Here is a 20,162-nt window from a genome sequence, read left to right as displayed (position 1 = left end):
GCGAGTAGCTTACATGGGCTCAGCGTCCGGACGAAATCGGGTTAATCCGGGGCACCAAAGTGAGCAGCGTCGCCTCCGGTCGGCAGGCGAATCGGACCGGCGCGTACGGCGACGTACCGAGGCCTGCCGAGACGTGCAGATCGGCCTGGCGGCCGTTGTATCCCCAGGTCGAGAGGCCCTTCACCCGGGACGTGTCGAGGTCGCAGTTGGTCACCAGCGCGCCGTAGACCGGGACCGCCAGCTGGCCGCCGTGCGTGTGCCCGGCGAGGACCAGCGGGTACCCGTCGCCGACGAACCCGTTCAGCACCCGCTGGTACGGCGCGTGCGTGACGCCGATCGACAGGTCCGCCGCCGGGTCGACCTCGCCGGCGACCTCGTCGTACCGGTCGCGCTTGATGTGCGGGTCGTCGGTGCCGGCGAAGTCCAGGCGCAGGCCGTTCACCTTCAGCGTTGCCTTCGCGTTGTTCAGGTCCGTCCAGCCGGCGCCGGTGAACGAGCGGCGCATCTCCTCGAACGGGAGGTCCGGGCCGTGCGGCTTGTGCCGCTGCTTGTTCGCGGGCAGCAGGTACTTCCCGGGGTTCTTGAAGTGCGGCTTCCAGTAGTCGTTGGAGCCGAAAACGAACACGCCGGGCAGGTCGAGCAGGTCGCCGTACGCACGCAGCAGCGGGCGGACCGACTCCTCGTTGGAGATGTTGTCGCCGGTGTTGACGACCAAGTCCGGCTCCAGCGCGGCGAGGTCGTTGACCCAGCGGATCTTCCGCTCCTGCGCCGGCATCAGGTGCAGGTCGGACAGATGCAGCACCTTGAGCGGCGCGCTCCCCTCCGGCAGCACCGGCACCGTGAACCGGCGCAGCGTGTACCAGCGCACCTCGATCCCGGCCGCATACGCGACACAGGCGGCGCCCAGAGCTGTGACCACGCCAGTGGTCTTGAGGGCGGTCCTCGCGATACTCATTTCTCCAGCCTGCCACAATCATGGTCATGTCCAACTCCGGAATGAAGCAGCGCCTGCACGACGACATGACCGCCGCCCTCAAGGCGCGCGACGAGATCCGCAAGTCGACGCTGCGGATGGCGCTCACCGCGATCACCAAGGCGGAGGTGTCCGGCAAGGAGGCCCGCGAGCTCAGCGATGCCGAGGTCGTCGACGTACTCAGCTCCGAGGCGAAGAAGCGCCGCGAGTCCGTCATCGCCTACCGCGACGCCGGCCGCGCCGAACTCGCCGACAAGGAACAGGCCGAGGCGGACATCCTCGCCGAGTACCTCCCCGAACAACTCACCGAGGACGAGATCAAGACCCTCGTCACCGAAGCCATCGCCGCCACCGGAGCCGCCGAACTCGGCCCCCGCGGCATCGGCAAGGTCATGGGCGCCCTCCAGCCCAAGGTCAAGGGCAAGGCCGACGGCGCGGTCGTCTCCGCCGAAGTAAAGCGCCAACTCGGCGCCTGAACGAACGTGAAGCGCCGGCTCGGCGTCCGCAACGAAGAGGGCCTCGTCCGTCGCCGGACGAGGCCCTTTCTCGCTTAGCCGTGACCGCGGCCGCCACCACCACCGCCGCCTCCGCCCCCACCGCAGTTGGGGTACTTCGGGTTCCACGGTGGGCAGTTCGGGTTGATGGTCGTGGTGGTCTTCGGGGGTGTCGGGGTGTTGGTCGAGCCCGGCTGGTTCTTGCCTCCGCCGTTGGAGATGTAGATGGTGACCAGAGAGCCGGCCGGGGCGCCGTCGCGCTGGCGGGGGTCGGTGTAGGCGACGGTGCCGGCGGTCTCCTGGGAGTTGACCGTGCCGGAGGCGATGGCGACCTGGAAGCCCATCTGCTTGAGCTTGTTGGACGCGTCCTGCGGGTTCATCCCGTTCACGAACGGCAGATCCGTGACGTCTCCCCGCTGAGTCTTGTCCGACGGCGCCACGAAGTGCGTGGTCGGCGTCCCCTGCAGCGCGGCCTGCATCGCCGCCTCCCAGATCGGCCCGGCGGTCCCGGAACCGGACGCGTCGCCCATCGTCTGGCCGTTGAGGGTCTGGCCGATCAGCTTCTTGTAGGGCAGAGACGCATCGGCCACGGTCGCGGCCGCTGCGAGCTTGGTCGAGTAGCCGGAGTACCAGACAGCCTTGGCCTCGTTGATGGTTCCGGTCTTACCAGCCAGGTCACTGGACCCGAACTTCAGTTTGCTACCCGTGCCGCCCGTCTCCATCACCTGGTGCAGGACGGCGTTGACGCCGTCGGCGACCCCAGGTTCGAGCACCTGCTTGCAGTTCGCGCCCGGGATGTTGACCGGCTTGCCGGCCGCGTCCTTGACCGAGGTGATCGACCACGGCGTGCAGTACATACCCCGTGCGGCGAAGGCGGCGTAGGCATTCGCCAGCTGCAGCGGGGAGATGTAGCCGACGCCGAGAGTCATCGACGCGACCTGGTCGAGCGGACCGAGAGTCTGGGCGTCGTACATGCCCAACTTGCCCGCGAGCGTGGCGATCGGGCAGAGGCCGACCCGGAGTGACAGCTGCAGGAAGTAGGTGTTCGTCGACTTCTGCGCGGCCTCGATCATCGTCGGGTCCGGCACGTTCTTCGTCGAGTTCTTCGGCGCGTAACCGGCCGGGATCTTCCGCGGGCCGTCACAGGTCGTGTACTTCATCCCGCCCATGTCCAGCGGGCTGGGAGAGTTGATCTTGTAGTTGAGCGGGATCTTCGCCTGGATCGCGGCGGCGATCGTGAACGCCTTCATCGTCGAGCCGTTCTGGAAGCCGCCGTAGCCGCCCTGGTACGTCTTGGGGGCGTTGTAGTTGTAGGCGGTCTGGCCGCGTCCGCTGCCGTACTTCACGCTCTGCGCCATCGCCTTCACCAGTCCGGTGCCCGGCTCGACCATCGTGATCGCGGCGATCGCGTCGTCGGTGGGCTTGGAGTGAGTGTCGATCGAGCGCTGCGCGTCGGCCTGGATCTTCGGGTCCAGCGAGGTCTTGATCGTGAGACCGGCGGTCTTGAGGTAGTTCAAGCGGTCGGTCTTGGACTTGCCGAAGGCCGGGTTGTTCTCGAGCTCGCCGACCACGTACTCGCAGTAGAACGGGTACGGCCCGTTGGCGCAGCCGAGATTGTTCGGGCGGACCTTGTTCGGGTCGATGACCGGGGTCTTGAGGGCCGAGTTGGCCTGGGCGACCGAGATGACGTTCAGCTGGAGCATCCGGCGGATGACCACGTCACGGCGTTCCTTGGAGCGCTTCGGATAGTTGGTCGGGTCGTAACCGGTCGGGTTCTTCACCAGGCCGGCCAGCATCGCGGCCTGCGGGAGCGTCAACTGGGACGCGTTCACCGAGAAGTAGTGCTGGGCGGCGGCCTGGATGCCCCAGGCGCCGTCGCCGAAGTTCGCCAGGTTCAGGTACTTCTCGAGGATCTCGTTCTTCGAGTACTGCTTCTCGACCGCGATCGCGTAGCGCAGCTCGGCGATCTTGCGCTGGTAGGAGTCGGCGGTCGCGGCGGCGACCTCCTCCGGCGTCTTCGCCTTCTCGACCAGGCTGATCTTCACGTACTGCTGGGTGATGCTCGAACCGCCCTGTTGCACGGAGCCCGCGGACTGGTTCTGCAGCAAGGCGCGGAGCGTGCCCTTCGCATCCAGCGCGCCGTGCTCGTAGAACCGGTCGTCCTCGATCGCGACGATGGCCTTCTGCATGATCGGCGCGACGTCCTTGAGCTTCACCGGGACCCGGTTCTGCTCGGCCAGGGTCGCGATCACCGAGCCGTCCGCGGCCAGGATCGTGCTCTTCTGTTTGAGCGGTACTTCGTCGAACTGCTGCGGCAGGTCCTGCAGCGTCGCGGAGGTCTTCTCCGTGGTGAATCCGGCGAGGCCGGCGAACGGGACGGCGAGACCGGCAGCCAACGCCCCCGACAGCACGCTCACCCCGAGGAACAGAACCACAGATTGGACGACTCCCCGGTCGCCCTTTTCCCTGACGCGCATGGTTATAGAGACTACGGGATCGGCCGTTTGGGTTACGGCCACGCCTATGAGTTCAGTCACAGCCGCTGGACAAAGTTCATCCAAAAGGAGGACAAGGGCCCGGGCGACACGCCCGGGCCCCTCTCCGTACTGCGTTATGCGGCGTACTGGTGCGCCTGCACCTCGGCCGGCTCCAGCGCCAGCTCCAGCACCTCGCGTACGTCGCTCACCGGGTGCACGGTCAGCTCCGCGAGCACGGACGCCGGCACGTCTTCCAGGTCCGGCTCGTTCCGCTTCGGGATCAGGATCGTGGTCAGCCCGGCCCGGTGGGCGGCGAGCAGCTTCTGCTTCACGCCACCGATCGGGAGCACCCGTCCGGTCAGCGACACCTCACCGGTCATCGCGACCTCCGAACGGACCGGCCGTCCGGACAGCAGCGACGCCAGCGCCGTTGTCATCGTCACACCCGCCGACGGTCCGTCCTTCGGGACGGCACCGGCCGGTACGTGGATGTGGGCGTTCCGCTCGGCCAGGTCGCCGACCGGCAGCCCCAGCTCCGCGCCGTGCGAGCGCAGGTACGACAGGGCGATCTGCGCCGACTCCTTCATCACGTCACCCAGCTGCCCGGTCAACGTGACTCCGGTCGGCCCGGTCTCCTTGTCGGCCAGCGACGCCTCGACGAAGAGCACGTCACCACCGGCACCCGTTACGGCCAGGCCGGTCGCCACACCCGGCAGCGCCGTACGCTCCACCGACTCCGGCGTGAACTTGGGCGAGCCCAGGTACTCCTTCAGGTCACCGGAGCCGATCGTCAGCCGGCCCAGGTCCTCGCCCAGGGCGAGCTTGGCCGTCACCTTCCGCAGCACGCGGGAGATGCCACGCTCCAGCTGCCGTACGCCGGCCTCCCGGGTGTACTCACCCGCGAGCAGCCGCAACGCCGAGTCCTCGACGGTCACTTCGTCCGCCGTCAGGCCCGCCCGCTCCAGCTGACGCGGGAGCAGGTGGTCACGGGCGATGACGACCTTCTCGTCCTCGGTGTACCCGTCCAGCTGCACCAGTTCCATCCGGTCCAGCAGCGGCGCCGGGATGGAGTCCAGTACGTTCGCCGTGGCCAGGAAGACCACGTCGGACAGGTCCAGCTCGACCTCCAGGTAGTGGTCCCGGAAGGTGTGGTTCTGCGCCGGGTCGAGGACCTCCAGCAGTGCGGCGGTCGGGTCGCCCCGGTAGTCCGCGCCCACCTTGTCGATCTCGTCCAGCAGTACGACGGGGTTCATCGAACCCGCCTCGGTGATGGCCCGGACGATCCGGCCCGGCAGCGCACCGACGTACGTCCGGCGGTGACCGCGGATCTCGGCCTCGTCCCGGACGCCACCCAGCGCGACCCGGACGAACTTGCGGCCCATGGCCCGCGCCACGGACTCACCCAGCGAGGTCTTACCCACGCCAGGCGGACCGACGAGCGCCAGTACGGCGCCACTGCGGCGACCGCCGACGACACCGAGACCACGGTCCGCGCGGCGACGCCGTACGGCCAGGTACTCCGTGATGCGCTGCTTCACGTCATCGAGCCCGGCGTGGTCCGCGTCCAGCACGGCCCGCGCCTCGCGAATGTCGTAGCTGTCCTCGGTCCGCTCGTTCCACGGCAGCTCGAGGACGGTGTCCAGCCAGGTCCGGATCCAGCCGACCTCGGGGGACTGGTCGGACGTCCGCTCGAGCTTGTCGACCTCGGCGAGCGCGGCCTTGCGGACGTGCTCCGGCAGGTCGGCCGCCTCGACGCGGGCCCGGTAGTCCTCTTCCTCGGACTCGGCCTTGCCGTCCAGCTCGGCCAGTTCCTTGCGGATCGCGGCCATCTGCTGGCGCAGCAGGAACTCCCGCTGCTGCTTCTCCATGCCCTCCTGGACGTCCTTCTGGATCGTCTCGGAGACCTCGAGCTCGGCGAGGTGGTCCTTCACCCAGCCGATCAGCTTCTCCAGCCGCTCGGAGACGTTCGCGTTCTCCACCAGCCAGGACTTCTGCTCGTTGCTCAGGTACGACGCGTAGCCGGCCAGGTCGGACAGCTCCGACGGGTCGTCGACCTGCTTGATCGAATCGATGACCTGGTACGCGCCGCGACGCTGCAGCACGGAGGTCGTCAGGGTCTTGTACTCGCGGGCCAGCTCCGCCGAGCGGTCGTCGGTGATCTCGTGCATCACCGTCGCGCCCACCCAGAGCGCGGCACCCGGACCGGTGGTCCCGGCGCCGATCCGGACCCGCTGGGTCCCCCGGATCACGGCCGCCTGGGCACCGCCCGGCAGCCGGCCGATCTGCTCGATCTCACCGAGCGTCCCGGCCTTCGCATATTTCCCGTCCAGTCGCGGCACCAGGAGCACCTGGTCCTGACCCGCGGCCTGCGCGGCATCGATCGCCGCCCGGGCCTCGCTGTCGGCGAGTCGGACCGGCACGACCATCCCCGGCAGGACCACGACGTCGTCCAGCGGCAGAACAGGAAGATTCAACGTATCGGTCACGCTGTCACACCCTTTTCAAGATTGAGTCTGACAGGCTCAACCACGGGTGTAAGCAGGTAATTCCCGGCCCGATTTCACCGTGAGCGAACTTGTCGGATCCGCCGGGTCCAGTTCGTGGAGATGTCGACGCGGGCAACGAGTCCGCAACCGAGACGACTTACGGAGCAGCCATGAGCCAATACATCATCTACTTCAACCAGCAGTGGGTGGGCGATCACAGCGAGGAGTGGTTCAAGGGGCGCGGCCCGCTCGCCAAGGCGGTCGTGCAGGAGATGAAGGACGCCGGCGTCTACGTGTTCGCCGGTGGGCTGGAGGAGGACATCGACAAGGCCTTCAGCGCCGACGCGACCAGCGGCACGCTCGAGGTCACCGATGGGCCGTTCGCCGACACCAAGGAGTACCTGGGCGGCTTGAGCATCATCTCCGTGGCGGACGACGACACCGCGAAGGTGTGGGCCGGCAAGATCGCCGAGGCGTGCGGCTGGCCCCAGGAGGTTCGACGGATCGGCTGAGGTCTTCCGGACCGCCATCCAGCTGCCTGGATGGCGGTCCGCGCTAGGCGGTGAGGAGTTCGCCGATCGTTCGCAGCCCACCCAGGTCGTGGACGTCGTCGGGCAGGGCGGGGACCTCGATCGTGCGGATCGCCCGGTGGCCGCGACGGAAGCGTTCGGCGCGCTTGTGGTCGCCGACGACCTGCTGCATCTTGTCGGCGTGCAACCGCAGCACGGCGGCGGTCAGCGGCGACTTGTCCGCTTCCTCGAGCTTCTCGGCGGCAGCGAGTGACCGCTCGGCCGACAGCTCTGAGGCCTGCGTCGTCGTCACCCGGTTCAGTACGACGCCGGCCAGCGGCATTCCCTCGGCCCGCAGCCGCTCGGCGAAGTACGACGCCTCCCGCAGCGCGTCGTTCTGCGGCGCGGCCACCACGAGGAACGCGGTGTGCGGCTCGCGCAGCAGCGCCACGGTCTGCTCGGCCCGCTGCCGGAACCCGCCGAACAGCGTGTCGAACGCCGCAACGAACGTCTGTACGTCGGTCAGCACCTGAGCGCCGAGCACCTTGTTCAGCACCGACATCGCCATGTTCACGCCCGCCGACATCAACTTGAACGGCCCGCGCGCCGGGGCGAGCAGCAGCCGCAGGAACCGCCCCTCCAGCAGCGAGGCGAGCCGCTCCGGCGCGTCCAGGAAGTCGAGCGCGGAGCGGGACGGCGGGGTGTCGACGATGATCAGGTCCCAGTCGCCGGTCCGCTCGGCCTGGTGGTGCAGCTGGCCGAGCTTCTCCATCGCCATGTACTCCTGCGTCCCCGCGAACGACGACGACAGCGCCTGGTAGAACGGGTTCGCGAGGATCTGCTCGGCCTTCTCCGGCGTCGCGTGCTGCAGTACGACGTCGTCGAACGTCCGCTTCATGTCCAGCATCATCGCGTCCAGCCGGCCGCCGTTCGTCGGGTTCGCCCCGGCCACCGCGCGCGGGACGTTGTCCAGCTCGGTCAGCCCGAGCGACTGCGCCAGCCGCCGCGCCGGGTCGATCGTCAGTACGACGACCTTCCGCCCGCGCTCGGCCGCCCGCAGCCCGAGCGCGGCCGCCGTCGTCGTCTTGCCGACCCCACCGGCACCACACGTCACGATGATCCGCGTACCGGCGTCGTCGATCAGCGCATCCAGATCCAGCTCGCTCACCGCCCGAGTCCTCCGCCCGCTCGCACCCACACCACTCTCACGCCCCGCCGCGTCATCCGCGCAGCTCCTCGGCGAGGTCCAGCAGGGCTCCCTGGTCGATCCCCTCCGGCTGCAGCGTCAACTCGGTCACCTTCTTGCCCAGGGCATCGATCCGGTCGCGGTTCTCGCGTTCCAGCCCGACCCGGACGGCGTAGTCGCGGGCCTCCGCTGCGAGCGTCCCGACCAGGTCGTCGCCGATCGTCAGCCCGGCCGCCTTCAGCCCGCGGGTCAGCTCGGCGGCGGGCAGTTTCTCCTTCACCGCAAGGGCGAGCGCGTCGTCGTCGAGCGGGCTGTTCCGGACCATGTTCACCACGATCGACCCGATCGTCAGGTCCAGCTTCTGCAGCTGCTCGACCGCGTCCAGCGTCTCCTGGACCGGCATCTCCTCGAGCAGCGTGACCAGGTGGATCCGGGTGATGTCGGAGCGCAGCATGCCCATGATCGCGTCCGCCTGGTTCCGGATCGGGCCGACCTTGGCGAGGCCCGCGACCTCGGTGTTCACGTTCAGGAACGGCGCGATCCGCCCGGTCGGCGGCGCGTCCAGTACGACGGCGTCGTACGCGAGCTTGCCCTGTACCTTCCGGCGGGTCGCCTCGTACACCTTGCCGGTCAGCAGTACGTCGCGGAGCCCCGGGGCGATCGTGGTGACGAAGTCGATCGCGCCGACCTTCTCCAGGGCCTTCCCGGCGCGGCCGAGGTGGTAGTACATGTCGAGGTACTCGAGCAGCGCGGCTTCTGCGTCCACGGCCAGCGCGAACACCTCCCCGCCGCCGGGGCCCTGCGCGATGCGGCGTTCGACGTACGGCAGGGGTGGTACGTCGAAGAGCTGGGCGAGGCCCTGCCGGCCCTCCACCTCGCAGAGCAGGACCCGCTTGCCCTCCTCCGCCAGGGCCAGGGCCATGGCGGCCGCAACGGTTGTCTTCCCGGTGCCCCCCTTACCGGTGACCACGTGCAGTCGCGCCATAGGTCCCAGGGTAGGACGTGGCGCAGCACACACGGTTAGAGTCCCCTGTTATGAAGAAGTTCGAGTACTTCACCGCGCCGCTGCTGGTCCACTCGACCAAGGAGATCCTGGACAACTTCGGCCAGGACGGCTGGGAGCTGGTCCAGGTCGTCCCGGGGATGAACCCGGAGAACCTGGTCGCCTACTTCAAGCGGGAGATCGAGGACAAGTGAGCCACCCGGAAGAGAAGCTGGCCGAGCTCGGCCTGAAGCTGCCCGAGGTCGCGAAGCCGGTCGCCGCGTACGTCCCGGCCGTCCGGACCGGGAACCTCGTCTACACGTCCGGCCAGCTGCCGCTGCGCGAGGGCACCCTGATCGCCACCGGCAAGGTCGGCGACGCCGTCACGCCCGAGGTGGCCAGCGAGTGCGCCCAGCAGTGCGCGCTGAACGCGCTCGCCGCGGTCAAGGCGGAGATCGGCGACCTGGCGAACGTCCAGCGGATCGTGAAGGCGGTCGCGTTCATCGCCTCCACCCCCGACTTCACCGGCCAGCCCCAGGTCGCGAACGGCGCCTCCGAACTGTTCGGCCAGGTCTTCGAGGCGGCCGGAGCCCACGCCCGCAGCGCGGTCGGCGTACCGGTCCTGCCGCTCGACGCCCCGGTCGAGGTCGAACTGATCGTCGAGGTCAGCTGACCGCTCGTGCGAGACCTCACCTCGCAGTTGATGACCGGCCGGATGGCGGAGACCGCCCTCGAGTACGCCCACGGCACCCGTACCGCGACCCCCGCCCGGCCGGCATCCACCGTCATCCTCCTCCGCAACGCACCCCTGGAGGTGTACCTGCTGCGGCGGCAGCGGACGATGGCGTTCGCGGCGGGGATGACGGTGTTTCCGGGTGGGCGGGTCGATCCGACGGACTCGACGGTGGCGGACTCGTGGTTCGGGCCGGCGCCGGGGTGGTTCGGGGAGCGGCTCGGGTGTTCGGCGGAGATGGCGGCGGCGTACGTCGCGGCCGCGGTGCGGGAGACCTTCGAGGAGTCCGGCGTACTGCTCGCCGGCCCCACCCCCGACGCGGTCGTCGACGACACCACCGGCGCCGACTGGGAGGCCGACCGGGTCGCGCTCGAGACCCGCGAGCTCGGCTTCTCCGAGTTCCTGCACCGCCGCCACCTGCTGCTCCGCGCCGACCTGCTGCGGCCGTGGGCGCACTGGATCACCCCGGAGTTCGAGCCCAAGCGGTACGACACCGCGTTCTTCGTCGCCGCGCTCCCGGCCGGCCAGGTCACCCGCGACGTGACGAGCGAGTCCGACCAGGTCACCTGGATCCGCCCCGCGGACGCGGTACAGGCTGTCGACGCCGGCGAGATGCTGATGCTGCCCCCGACGTACGTCTGCTGCCACGACCTCACCCGGTACGGCGACGTACCGGCGATCCTGGCCGCGGCCGGCGACCGCGAGATCCGGGCGATCATGCCCACGGTGCGCGTCGACGGCGACCGGGCCTATCTGGAGACCACATGAAAGTCACCGACTACGCCACCCTCGTCCGCGCCGGCAACCCGGGCCTGATGACGCTCGACGGCACCAACACCTGGATCCTCCGCGCCCCGGGCAGCGAGCAGTCCGTCGTCGTCGACCCGGGTCCGCTGATGGAGGACCACCTCCGCGCCGTACTCGAAGCCGCCGGCAAGGTCTCCGTCGTACTGCTCACCCACAAACACCTCGACCACTCCGAGGGCGCGGCCTGGTTCGCGAACCAGGCGGGCTGCGGCGTCCGCGCGGTGGACCCCGAGTGCCGGATCCCGACCGACCACGCGCACGGCCTCGCCGAGGGCGACGTGATCACCGCCGGCGACCTCCGCGTCGAGGTCCTGCCGACGCCCGGCCACACCCTCGACTCGGTCTGCTTCTGGCTCCCGCAGGACGGCTCGCTGCTCACCGGTGACACGGTCCTCGGCCGCGGTACGTCGGTGGTCGCGTACCCGGACGGCGCCCTCGGCCCGTACCTGGACTCCCTCGACCGCCTCCGCGCCTTCGCGAACTCGGCGGCCGACGTACTGCGCCTGCTACCCGGCCACGGCCCCGTCGTCGACGCCCCCGCCGATGTCCTGTCGTACTACGTCAAGCACCGCCAGGACCGCCTCAACCAGGTCCGCGCCGCCGTCGCCGAAGGCCACACCACCCCCGAAGCGGTGGTCGAACACGTCTACGCCGACGTGGACAAGACCCTCTGGCCCGCCGCCGAACTCTCGGTGCGGGCGCAGCTGGATTACCTGGACAGTTAGCGGGCGCGGCGCTGAAGGCGGTCGACGTCCAGGAGTACGACGGAGCGCGGCTCGAGGCGGACCCAGCCGCGGGAGGCGAAGTCGGCCAGCGCCTTGTTGACGGTCTCGCGGGAGGCGCCGACCAGCTGGGCGAGCTCCTCCTGGGTGAGGTCGTGGTGGACGTGGACGCCGTCGTCGGCGGTCCGGCCGAAGCGGCTGGCGAGGTCCAGCAGCGCCTTCGCGACCCGGCCCGGTACGTCGGAGAACACCAGGTCGGCGACCACGTCGGAGACCTTGCGGAGCCGGCCGGCCAGCTGCAGCAGCAGGCCGCGGGCGACCGCCGGGCGGCCGTCCAGCCAGCGGAGCAGCTCGTCGTGGGTCAGCGACATCAGCGAGGCGTCGGTGACCGCGGTGACGGTCGCGGACCGCGGGCCCGGGTCGAACAGCGACAGCTCACCGAACATCTGGCCCGGCCCGAGGACCGCGATCAGGTTCTCCCGCCCGTCGGCGGAGGTCCGGCCGAGCTTGACCTTGCCCTCGACGACGACGAAGAGCCGGTCACCGGAGTCGCCCTCGTGGAACAGCACCTGACCGCGGCGCAGCCGACTCTCGGTCATCGAAGCAGCCAGTGCGTCGGCGGCTTCGTCGTCGAGCTGACTGAACAGCGGTGCCTGTCGGAGCACTGCGGCATCCACTTTTGGCCTCCTAGGACCTTCGACCACGACTCCGGACGTGGGATCCGCCACGTCCGTCGACCGATATGTGTACACCCGGTCGCCACAAAACCGTAGCCCCTCGGGTGTCGGCACCGCCACGTAGGCTTGCCTCCATGCCATCCCCGCGTGTCGCGGAGCCGCTTGCGGCGGTCCCGCTGAAGCTCCCCCGCAAGGCCCCCGTGTACGCCGACGAGACCCATACCCAGCTGGTCCGCCGGGCCCGCAAGATGCACAAGGTGCTGACCGAGACGTATCCGGACGCCCACTGCGAGCTGGACTTCACGACCCCGCTCGAGTTGCTGGTGGCCACCATCCTGTCGGCACAGACCACCGACGTCACGGTGAACAAGGTGACTCCGACGCTGTTCGCGAAGTACCCGACCGCCCAGGCGTACGCCGAGGCCGACCGGGACGAGATGGAGACGATCCTCAAGCCGACCGGGTTCTTCCGGGCGAAGACGAACAGCGTGATCAAGCTCGGCCAGGCGCTCGTCGACGACTACGACGGCGTCGTACCGGGCAAGCTGGAGGAGCTCGTGAAGCTGCCCGGCACCGGGCGGAAGACCGCGAACGTGGTCCTGGGGAACGCGTTCGGCGTGCCGGGGATCACGGTCGACACGCACTTCGGGCGGCTGGTCCGCCGGTTCGGCTGGACGACCGAGGAGGACCCGGTCAAGGTCGAGCACATCATCGGGGAGCTTTTCCCGAAGAAGGACTGGACGATGCTCTCGCACCGCCTGATCTTCCACGGCCGCCGCCGCTGCCACGCGAAGAAGCCGGCCTGCGGCGCCTGCCCCATCGCCCAATGGTGCCCCTCCTACGGCACCGGCCCCACCAACCCGGAAGCCGCCGCCAAGCTGGTGAAGACCCCCGCATGACCCCACACCCCCGCTCGTCACCCCACCACGCCCTCGACGGCCCACCCGCCCGGCAGCCGTCCGGTGGTGCTACCGCCCGCCCGTGGTCCCGTTGGGTGGGGTGGGTGCCGGTGGTGGTGATGGTTGGGGTGTTGGCGGGGTGTGGTTCTGAGGCTGCGGATGGGGCGGGGACGCCGTCTGTGGGGGTGACGGGGGAGTTGGTGGGTTGTACGGCGACGCCGTCGAAGCCGGTGGTGAGTAATGGACTGCCGGATGTGAGCCTGCCGTGTCTGGGGGACGGACCGGATGTGCGGCTGGCGGACCTCCGTGGTCCGTTGGTGCTGAATGTGTGGGCCCAGTGGTGCGGCCCGTGCCGTGCGGAAGCGCCGTACCTGGCGAAGCTGGCGAAGTCCGGCAAGGTCGGCATGCTCGGCATCGACTACGACGACCCGCGCCCGGAGCTGGCGGTGAAGTTCGCCCGCGAGGAAGGCCTCGCGTACCCACACGTGAAGGACCAGGACAAGTCGATCCAGCGCGCCCTGAAGGTCGGCGGCCCGCCGCTGACCGTCTTCGTCGCGAAGGACGGCTCGATCGCCTACGTACACCGCGGCGTACTGACGTCCCAGCACCAACTCGACCAACTGGTGCAGGACAAACTCGGGGTGACCCCATGAACGAGATCCCCGACTGGCTGCACCCGTTGGCGAAGGCGTCCGAGAACGTCGACCCGAACCTGCTCTCCCGCTTCCTCCCGCCCGACGACCCCTCGGTACGCAAGTCCGCCGTCCTGATCTTGCTTGCCGACGGCAACGCCGAGGGTCCCGAGGTGCTGCTCACCGAGCGCGCCTGGACACTCCGCAAGCACGCCGGCCAGATGGCGTTCCCGGGCGGCGGCGCGGACCCGGAGGACGGCACCGGCGACGCGGGACTGGTCCGTACGGCGCTCCGTGAGGCCGAGGAGGAGACCGGCCTGGACCCGGCCGGCGTGGTCCCGTTCGAGATCTGGCCGGCGCTCTGGGTGCCGGTGAGCAACTTCGGCGTGTCGCCCGTGCTGGCCTGGTGGCGTACGCCGTCACCGGTCGCGGTGGTCGACCCGGCCGAGGTGGCGTCCGTGCACCAGGTCCCGTTGAGCGCGCTCGCGGACCCGGCGAACCGGATCAGCTGCCTGCACCCGAGCGGCTTCACCGGCCCGGCGTTCACGATCGGTGACCTGTACATCTGGGGGTTCACAGCCGGTCTGCTGGACAAATTGCTGCTGCTCGGCGGCTGGTACCGAGACTGGGACCCCTCGAACGTCGTACCGTTGCCCGACCGGCTGGTCGAGGCGGCCTGGCGCAGCGAAGGGCGCCGGCCGGAGGACGTCCGCCGGATGACGGCGATCGAGCACGACCTCGGCCACGCGCAGGGGCCTGATCCGAAAGGTGTGGAGTGAGCCACCTCGACTGGGCGTTGCTGATCGTCACCGCGCTGGTGGCGATCTCGGGGTATGTCGAGGGCTTCGTGCTGGGCGCCTGCGCCACCATCGGCCTGCTGGTCGGTGCCGGGCTCGGGGTCTGGGGCGTGCCGAAGATCCTGGACAACTTCTCACCGAGCGTGACGGTGTCGTTCGTCGCGCTGGTGCTGGTCGTACTGCTGGGCGCGGCCGGGCGGACGATCGGGGCGATGATCGGCACCCGGGTCCGGAACCGGCTGTCCTGGAAGCCGATCCGGTTCCTGGACGCGCTCGGCGGCGCCGCGCTGGCGGCCGCGTCGGTGCTGATCGTCGCCTGGGTGCTCGGTGTCGCGGTCAGCGGCGCGCGGATCCCGAGCGTGACGTCGGCGGTCCGCGGGTCGCATGTGCTCGCGAAGGTCGACGAAGTACTGCCGGCGAGTGCGGACCGGGCGCTGGCGTCGTTCAACAACGTGGTGAACACGGACCTGTTCCCGCGGTTCCTGGACCCGTTCGTGCCGGAGCGGATCCGCGAGACGCAGCCGCCGGACGCGGCGATCTCCCGGCAGCAGCCGGTCCGGGACGCGTACAGCCGGATCGCGAAGGTCACCGGTGTCGCGAACTGCTCCCGCGGTCTCGAGGGTAGCGGTTTCGTGTACGCCCCGCAGCGAGTGATGACGAATGCGCACGTGGTCGCCGGCGTCAGCTCCCCGCAGGTCGAGGTGAACGGCAAGAAGTACGACGCGAAGGTGGTCGTCTTCGACCCGGAGACCGACATCGCGGTGCTGTACGTGAAGAACCTGAACGCCACTCCGCTGTCCTTCGACCTGACTGGGAAGGCGGACGCGTCCGCGGTCGTCCTCGGCTACCCGGAGAACGGCCCGTTCGACGCCGAGCCGGCCCGGATCCGCTCCGAGGAGCGCCTCCGCGGCCCGGACATCTACGGCGACAAGACCGTCACCCGGGACGCGTTCTCGATCTGGGCCTCGGTCCGCCCCGGCAACTCCGGCGGCCCGCTGCTGTCCAACAAGGGCACCGTGTACGGCGTCGTCTTCGCCGCCTCGGTCGAGGACAACCGCACCGGCTACGTCCTCACCGCCCAGCAGGTAGCCGCCGACGCCCGTACCGGCGCCACCGCGACACAGGACGTCTCCACTCAATCCTGCACCTGATGCAGCAGGCGGGCACGCCCGCCGCGTTGACCTGGTGTGACGGTGCTGATGAGTGAAGTGGAGTCGACGCACTCGTACGTCGATGTCGTGCAGGCGAGTGAGCGTCGGTTGTTGCGGCTCGGTGTGATGCTGACCGGGAACGAGCACACCGCAGAGGACCTGGTGCAGACAGTGCTGGCCAGGGCCCACCGGAAGTGGGTACGGATCAGCGGTCTCGAGCGTCCGGAAGCCTACCTCCGCAGGATGGTGCTGAACGAGTTCCTGAGCTGGCGCAGGCTGCTCAAGAACAAGGAGGTGCTGCTGGCCGAGCCGATCGACCGGCCGACCTACGACGACATCGGTCCGCGGCAGGCGCAGCGGGACGCCATCTGGCAGCTGCTGGCCAGGTTGCCGCGCAAACAACGCGCCGTCATGGTTCTGCGGTACTACGAGGACCTGCCGGACGCCGAGATCGCTGAACTTCTGGGCGTGGCCGCGGCCACCGTCCGATCGAACGCCGCCCGCGCGCTGTCGACCCTGCGCCAATACCTGACCGCCGAGGAGGCGAACGGACATGCCTGATCTGACCGACGAAGAGCTCGGTACTCTGCTGCGCGAGACCTTCGCGGACCGCGAGGCCAGGGTCGGCCAAGCGCTACCCCACGAGAACCACGTACCGTCCGCACACATGCGGCGCAGGGCAATTCCGGTCCTGCTGGCCGCGGCCACGGTCCTGGTCGTGCTCACCGGGACGCTGTACGGCGTCCAACGCATCCCCCGGACCACCACGACCCAACCTGCCGCCGCTGTGTCCCGGACGTCGACCACCTACACGACCAGGGACGCCGACATCTGGGGCCTGGCAGTCGGCGTGATGCTCCGGTCGTTCAAGAATCCGCAGCCGAAGCCGGCCGGGTTCAGCCGGTTCACCAAGGCAGTTGTAGTCGACAGTTCGAGCGCGGCACCGGGCCGGGTACGCCCCGGACCGCAGTTCTCCCCGAACCAGCGGGTGATGATCGTTGCGCACACGATCCGGCTGATGCCGGTGCGGGTTCTCGACCGGTCGCTGCCCGACGATGTGAGCTGCGCCGACTATCCCGAGACCGCGATCATCCAGCTCAGCGACGTGCTTGACAAGGGCAACTATCTGGAGGTCGACGTGGCACTGTCGATGCCGACCGGATGCCAGGGCACGACCTCGGCGCGATACCGGGTCGAGCCGCGAGGCGCACACTGGGTCATCACGCAGAACCTAGGCCCCTGGAACCGCTGACTGCCGGGTCGTCGACAGCCAGTCGAGGAGCACACGGTTGAAGAGGCCGGGCGATTCCTCGTGCGGGAAATGCCCGGCCGTGGTGATGAGCTCGTGGCGGAGCGGGGCCGTGACCAGGTCCGGCGGTGTGGTCGCGGTAGGGGAGACGGCCGAGTCCTGGGCGCCCTGGAGTTGCAGGACAGGTACGGCGACCGGCGTACGCATCAGGTTCGAGTACTTGCGGCCGTCCGGGCGCAAGCGGGACCGGGCGAACCAGCGGTGGTACTCCAGCGCGCAGTGCGGCGCCGGCCACACCTGGAGGGCGGCGCGGTACCGGCGGGAGGCCTCGGCGTCCGGGAACGGGCCGCCCGGCGCGGCCCAGGCGCGGAGCAGGCGTTCGATGTGGATACCGTCCTGCGCGAGCAGCCGGCGTTCGGGCAGGACCGGCAGCTGGAACCAGGCGGTCCGGGTCACCGCCTTCGTCTGCCCGGAGCGGGTCAGCAGCAGCGGGTGCGGCGCGGACACCGCGGCCAGCGCGCGTACCTGACGGGGCGCCAGTACGGCGGCCGACCACCCGATGAACCCGCCCCACCCGTGCCCGACGACGACCGCGTCCGTCGCCCCGAGCGAGCGGATCACGCCGGACACGTCCGCGGCCGCGGTGTACGGGTCGTAGCCGCGCGGCGTCTTGTCGCTGGCGCCGTACCCGCGCAGGTCCATCGCGACCGCGCGGTACCCGGCGGCCGCGACCACCGGGAGCTGGTGCCGCCAGGCCCACCAGAACTCCGGGAAGCCGTGCAGGAACAGGACGAGTGGATCGTCCGCCGCGCCACACTCCGCGACGTGGAACCGTGCCCCGTTGGCCGCGACCAGTGAGTGCGACCAGGGGCCGTCGACCAGCAGGTCGACGACTCCCGCCGGGCTCAGCGCCGTACGCCCGGCTCGGGCAGCGCGTACGTGGTGTCCTCGTCGTGCCCCTTGCCGATCGCCTTCAGCGCCTCGACCGACTTCTTCGAGCTCTCGATCGTCCGGGTCGGTCCCTTTGCGCTCTTCAGCGCCCGGAGCCCGATCAGGACCAGGATCGCGCCGATCAGCAGGAACGCGCCGGCCACGATCAGGAACGCGATGGCCGGGTGCAGGCCGGCCGCGACCAGCCCGTACGCCGCGGAGATGCACAGCAGGATGACCGCGAGCAGTGCCAGGAAGGCAGCCGCCGCGAACATCCCCGCCCCGGTGCCGGCCGCGACCGCGGTCTTCTTCAGCTCGGTCTTCGCGAGCTCGACCTCGCTGCGGATCAGGCTGGACAGTTCCTTGCTGACGTTCGCGACCAGTTGGCCGACCGTGGGCTCGTCGTCCCCGTTCATCGACATCGCAACTCCTTCCGGACAGGCCTGACACTACCGTCAGTGCCCACGGTCAATCGGCGTACGCGCGGTTGCGGCGAGCCAGCAGCAGACTCGCGATCAGCGCCGCGAGCACCGACGCGACCAGTACGGCGGCCTTCGCGCGCTCGATCTGGGCGACGTCGGAGCCGAACGCGAGCTGCGCGATCAGCAGCGCGACCGTGAATCCGATCCCGGCCAGCACCGACACCGCGGCGACGTCCCGCCAGGCCAGGTCCGAGTTCAGCTCGGCCCGCGTGAACCGCGCGGTCAGCCACGACCCGCCGAACACCCCGATCGCCTTCCCGAACAACAGCCCGGCCGCCACCCCGATCGCGACCGGGTCGGTGAGCATCTCCCGGACGGCGCTGCCGCTCAACGTGACGCCCGCGGCGAACAGCGCGAACACCGGTACGGCGACGCCCGCGGACCACGGCCGCAGCCGGTGCTCGATCCGCTCGGCCGGCGCCTCCTTCTCCGCCGGGTCCGCGACCACCCGGGTGACCAGGCCGAGCGCGACGCCCGCGATCGTGGCGTGGATCCCGGACTCGTGCATGAACCACCACGCGCCGAGGGCGATCGGGATGTAGAGGAACGGCGTACGGACGCGGCGTCGCTGCAGGACGTACCAGAGCGCGATCAGGGCGACGGCGGCGAGCAGCGACAGCAGGTGGAAGCCGTGCGAGAAGAACACCGCGATGATCAGGATCGCGCCGAAGTCGTCGACCACCGCGAGCGTCAGCAGGAACGCCCGCAGGGCGCTCGGCAGCGACGAGCCGACGATCGCCAGCACGGCCAGGGCGAACGCGATGTCGGTCGCGGTCGGTACAGCCCAGCCGTGCGGGTTGCCGCCGGCGCTGACGTTGACGATCACGTAGATGATTGCCGGGAGCATCATTCCGGCGAGCGCTGCGACCACCGGGACGACCGCCTCGCTGAGCTTCGACAGCGAGCCGACCACGAGCTCGCGCTTCAGTTCGACGCCGGCCAGGTAGAAGAACAGCGTCAGCGCGCCGTCCGACGCCCAGGCCTCGACCGTGAGCGGGCCGAGCTGCGCGTCGCGGAGGTGGTGGTACGCGTCCTGCCACGGCGAGTTCGCCCAGACCAGCGCGACGATCGTGGCCGCGAGCAACAACAACCCGCCGGTGGTCTCGGCGCGCAGCATGTCGGCGAGGAACGCGCGTTCCCGCCCGAGGACACGGGGGAACGCACGCTTCTTCTGCCGGATCCGAGGGTGCTGGCTCATGTCGGCCCTTCGTTTTCGGGGTCGTTCGGACGGACGCCGACCAGACTTCCCGGCACACCCTCCTCGGTATTTTACCTGGTGATCTCCGCCGCCAGCGCCTCGAAATCGAGGACCTGCCTGTCGGGCGTGCGGAAAGCCCGTGGGTACGGCGTTCTCCTGCGGTCGACGTACGCCGTCCGCAGGCCGGCCCGGGCGGCGCCGTCGATGTCCCAGGGGTGGACCGCGGCGAGCGCCATCCGCTCCACGGGCACGCCGCAGACCTCGGCGGCGTACCGGTAGGCGTCCGGGTGCGGCTTCCAGCGGCGCGGCACCGATACGTCCAGCCGGTGCTCGAGCAGCGGCAGGATTCCGCCGTTCTGGAATATGTTTTCGGACATTCCTGCCGCGCCGTTCGTGAGCGTGACGATCCGGATTCCCGCCTCGCGGATCTTCCGCAGCCCGGGCGCGACGTCCGGGTGCAGGGGCAGCCTGGTGAATCCGGACAGCACGCCTCCTACCACTTCCTCCGTCGCTTCCGCCCCAGCAGCGATCAGTTGCGCCTCAAGCAGGTCGGCGGCCAGGTCGCGGAAGGCGGCGTACTCGCCGACCGCGGTCAGCGCGAACCCGTCCCGCAGGATCGCCGTGAACCACTCGTCGAGCCCGTGCCGGGGCAGCCCGGCCGCCTCGAACCCGTCCCGCAGCGGCTCCATGTCGGTCAGGGTCTCGTTGACGTCGAGCACCAGTACGTCGAGCATCAGGACTCCTCATATCTTGGATCGGTCGTTCCAAGATATGATGC

At 69.6% G+C, this 20,162-nt stretch carries 22 protein-coding genes; 12 read left to right on the top strand and 10 right to left on the bottom strand.

Features of this window, described 5'->3' with window-relative positions; genetic code table 11:
- Nucleotides 1-19: 19 nt before the first annotated feature.
- Entirely contained in the window at nt 20-955 is a 936-nt protein-coding gene (locus ACQHIV_RS27845) for a metallophosphoesterase (protein WP_427886573.1), read from the bottom strand.
- Nucleotides 956-981: 26 nt separating this feature from the next.
- On the opposite strand from ACQHIV_RS27845, the gene ACQHIV_RS27840 reads away from it, so the two are divergent.
- Nucleotides 982-1,449, top strand: a complete 468-nt coding sequence (locus tag ACQHIV_RS27840) for a GatB/YqeY domain-containing protein (protein WP_427886571.1) — start codon at nt 982-984, stop codon at nt 1,447-1,449.
- A 74-nt stretch (nt 1,450-1,523) separates the two neighbouring features.
- Here ACQHIV_RS27840 and ACQHIV_RS27835 read toward each other — a convergent pair whose 3' ends face one another.
- Nucleotides 1,524-3,944, bottom strand: coding sequence for a transglycosylase domain-containing protein (locus ACQHIV_RS27835; protein WP_427886569.1), 2,421 nt, complete (start codon nt 3,942-3,944; stop codon nt 1,524-1,526).
- Between the two features lie 134 nt (nt 3,945-4,078).
- Entirely contained in the window at nt 4,079-6,430 is a 2,352-nt protein-coding gene (gene lon / locus ACQHIV_RS27830; RefSeq protein ID WP_427886567.1) for an endopeptidase La, read from the bottom strand.
- A gap of 170 nt (nt 6,431-6,600) precedes the next feature.
- Here lon and ACQHIV_RS27825 point away from each other — a divergent pair, with 170 nt between their 5' ends.
- Nucleotides 6,601-6,942: a YciI family protein gene (locus tag ACQHIV_RS27825; protein ID WP_427886565.1), complete on the top strand. Its 342-nt coding sequence runs from the start codon at nt 6,601-6,603 to the stop codon at nt 6,940-6,942.
- A 43-nt stretch (nt 6,943-6,985) separates the two neighbouring features.
- Here the strand turns inward: ACQHIV_RS27825 and ACQHIV_RS27820 are convergent, their stop codons facing one another.
- Nucleotides 6,986-8,107, bottom strand: a complete 1,122-nt coding sequence (locus tag ACQHIV_RS27820; RefSeq protein WP_427886563.1) for an ArsA family ATPase — start codon at nt 8,105-8,107, stop codon at nt 6,986-6,988.
- Between the two features lie 52 nt (nt 8,108-8,159).
- A complete protein-coding gene (locus ACQHIV_RS27815) occupies nt 8,160-9,110 on the bottom strand; it encodes an ArsA-related P-loop ATPase (RefSeq protein WP_427886561.1) in 951 nt (316 codons plus the stop codon).
- A gap of 50 nt (nt 9,111-9,160) precedes the next feature.
- Between ACQHIV_RS27815 and ACQHIV_RS27810 the strand changes: the two genes are divergently transcribed.
- Genes ACQHIV_RS27810 through ACQHIV_RS27795 form a run of 4 tightly spaced genes read left to right on the top strand, consistent with a single transcriptional unit; the run spans nt 9,161 to nt 11,372 of the window.
- Complete coding sequence (locus ACQHIV_RS27810; RefSeq protein WP_130386959.1) at nt 9,161-9,322, top strand: DUF4177 domain-containing protein; 162 nt, start codon at nt 9,161-9,163, stop codon at nt 9,320-9,322.
- A complete protein-coding gene (locus tag ACQHIV_RS27805; RefSeq protein ID WP_427886559.1) occupies nt 9,319-9,780 on the top strand; it encodes a RidA family protein in 462 nt (153 codons plus the stop codon). Before ACQHIV_RS27810 ends, ACQHIV_RS27805 begins: the two co-directional genes overlap by 4 nt.
- 6 nt (nt 9,781-9,786) lie before the next feature.
- On the top strand, nt 9,787-10,608 hold the full coding sequence (locus tag ACQHIV_RS27800) for an NUDIX hydrolase (RefSeq protein ID WP_427886558.1): 822 nt from the start codon (nt 9,787-9,789) through the stop codon (nt 10,606-10,608).
- Nucleotides 10,605-11,372, top strand: coding sequence for an MBL fold metallo-hydrolase (locus ACQHIV_RS27795; RefSeq protein ID WP_427886556.1), 768 nt, complete (start codon nt 10,605-10,607; stop codon nt 11,370-11,372). The genes ACQHIV_RS27800 and ACQHIV_RS27795 overlap by 4 nt, the downstream gene beginning before the upstream one ends.
- Here the strand turns inward: ACQHIV_RS27795 and ACQHIV_RS27790 are convergent.
- Nucleotides 11,369-12,046, bottom strand: coding sequence for a Crp/Fnr family transcriptional regulator (locus ACQHIV_RS27790; protein WP_141857382.1), 678 nt, complete (start codon nt 12,044-12,046; stop codon nt 11,369-11,371). The two genes, ACQHIV_RS27795 and ACQHIV_RS27790, sit on opposite strands and share 4 nt — an antisense overlap.
- A gap of 134 nt (nt 12,047-12,180) precedes the next feature.
- Here ACQHIV_RS27790 and nth point away from each other — a divergent pair, with 134 nt between their 5' ends.
- The 6 genes from nth to ACQHIV_RS27760 all read left to right on the top strand — a co-directional run bounded on the left by nth (nt 12,181) and on the right by ACQHIV_RS27760 (nt 16,777).
- A complete protein-coding gene (nth, locus tag ACQHIV_RS27785; RefSeq protein ID WP_427886555.1) occupies nt 12,181-12,945 on the top strand; it encodes an endonuclease III in 765 nt (254 codons plus the stop codon).
- Nucleotides 12,946-13,124: 179 nt separating this feature from the next.
- Nucleotides 13,125-13,598, top strand: a complete 474-nt coding sequence (locus ACQHIV_RS27780; protein WP_427886553.1) for a TlpA family protein disulfide reductase — start codon at nt 13,125-13,127, stop codon at nt 13,596-13,598.
- On the top strand, nt 13,595-14,356 hold the full coding sequence (locus ACQHIV_RS27775) for an NUDIX hydrolase (protein WP_427886551.1): 762 nt from the start codon (nt 13,595-13,597) through the stop codon (nt 14,354-14,356). Before ACQHIV_RS27780 ends, ACQHIV_RS27775 begins: the two co-directional genes overlap by 4 nt.
- Complete coding sequence (locus ACQHIV_RS27770; RefSeq protein ID WP_427886549.1) at nt 14,353-15,525, top strand: MarP family serine protease; 1,173 nt, start codon at nt 14,353-14,355, stop codon at nt 15,523-15,525. The genes ACQHIV_RS27775 and ACQHIV_RS27770 overlap by 4 nt, the downstream gene beginning before the upstream one ends.
- A 48-nt stretch (nt 15,526-15,573) precedes the next feature.
- A complete protein-coding gene (locus ACQHIV_RS27765) occupies nt 15,574-16,086 on the top strand; it encodes a SigE family RNA polymerase sigma factor (protein WP_427886547.1) in 513 nt (170 codons plus the stop codon).
- Nucleotides 16,079-16,777 carry a hypothetical protein gene (locus ACQHIV_RS27760; RefSeq protein WP_427886545.1) on the top strand — a complete coding sequence of 233 codons (699 nt, stop codon included), beginning with the start codon at nt 16,079-16,081 and terminating at the stop codon, nt 16,775-16,777. Before ACQHIV_RS27765 ends, ACQHIV_RS27760 begins: the two co-directional genes overlap by 8 nt.
- On the opposite strand, the gene ACQHIV_RS27755 is transcribed toward ACQHIV_RS27760, so the two are convergent.
- From ACQHIV_RS27755 to ACQHIV_RS27740, 4 genes are all read right to left on the bottom strand, one after another.
- Nucleotides 16,757-17,629 (bottom strand): alpha/beta fold hydrolase, encoded by an 873-nt coding sequence (locus ACQHIV_RS27755; protein ID WP_427896576.1) that lies wholly within the window; start codon nt 17,627-17,629, stop codon nt 16,757-16,759. The two genes, ACQHIV_RS27760 and ACQHIV_RS27755, sit on opposite strands and share 21 nt — an antisense overlap.
- A 50-nt stretch (nt 17,630-17,679) precedes the next feature.
- Nucleotides 17,680-18,126, bottom strand: coding sequence for a phage holin family protein (locus tag ACQHIV_RS27750; RefSeq protein WP_427886544.1), 447 nt, complete (start codon nt 18,124-18,126; stop codon nt 17,680-17,682).
- A gap of 46 nt (nt 18,127-18,172) precedes the next feature.
- Nucleotides 18,173-19,384, bottom strand: a complete 1,212-nt coding sequence (gene nhaA / locus ACQHIV_RS27745) for a Na+/H+ antiporter NhaA (RefSeq protein WP_427886542.1) — start codon at nt 19,382-19,384, stop codon at nt 18,173-18,175.
- A gap of 71 nt (nt 19,385-19,455) precedes the next feature.
- Nucleotides 19,456-20,118, bottom strand: a complete 663-nt coding sequence (locus tag ACQHIV_RS27740) for a haloacid dehalogenase type II (RefSeq protein ID WP_427886540.1) — start codon at nt 20,116-20,118, stop codon at nt 19,456-19,458.
- Between the last annotated feature and the right edge of the window lie 44 nt (nt 20,119-20,162).

Source organism: Kribbella polygonati, from assembly GCF_050320105.1.
Taxonomy (GTDB): Bacteria; Actinomycetota; Actinomycetes; order Propionibacteriales; family Kribbellaceae; genus Kribbella.
The sequence above is the reverse complement of the archived record's forward strand: the minus strand, read 5'-3'. Positions and strand labels throughout refer to the sequence as shown.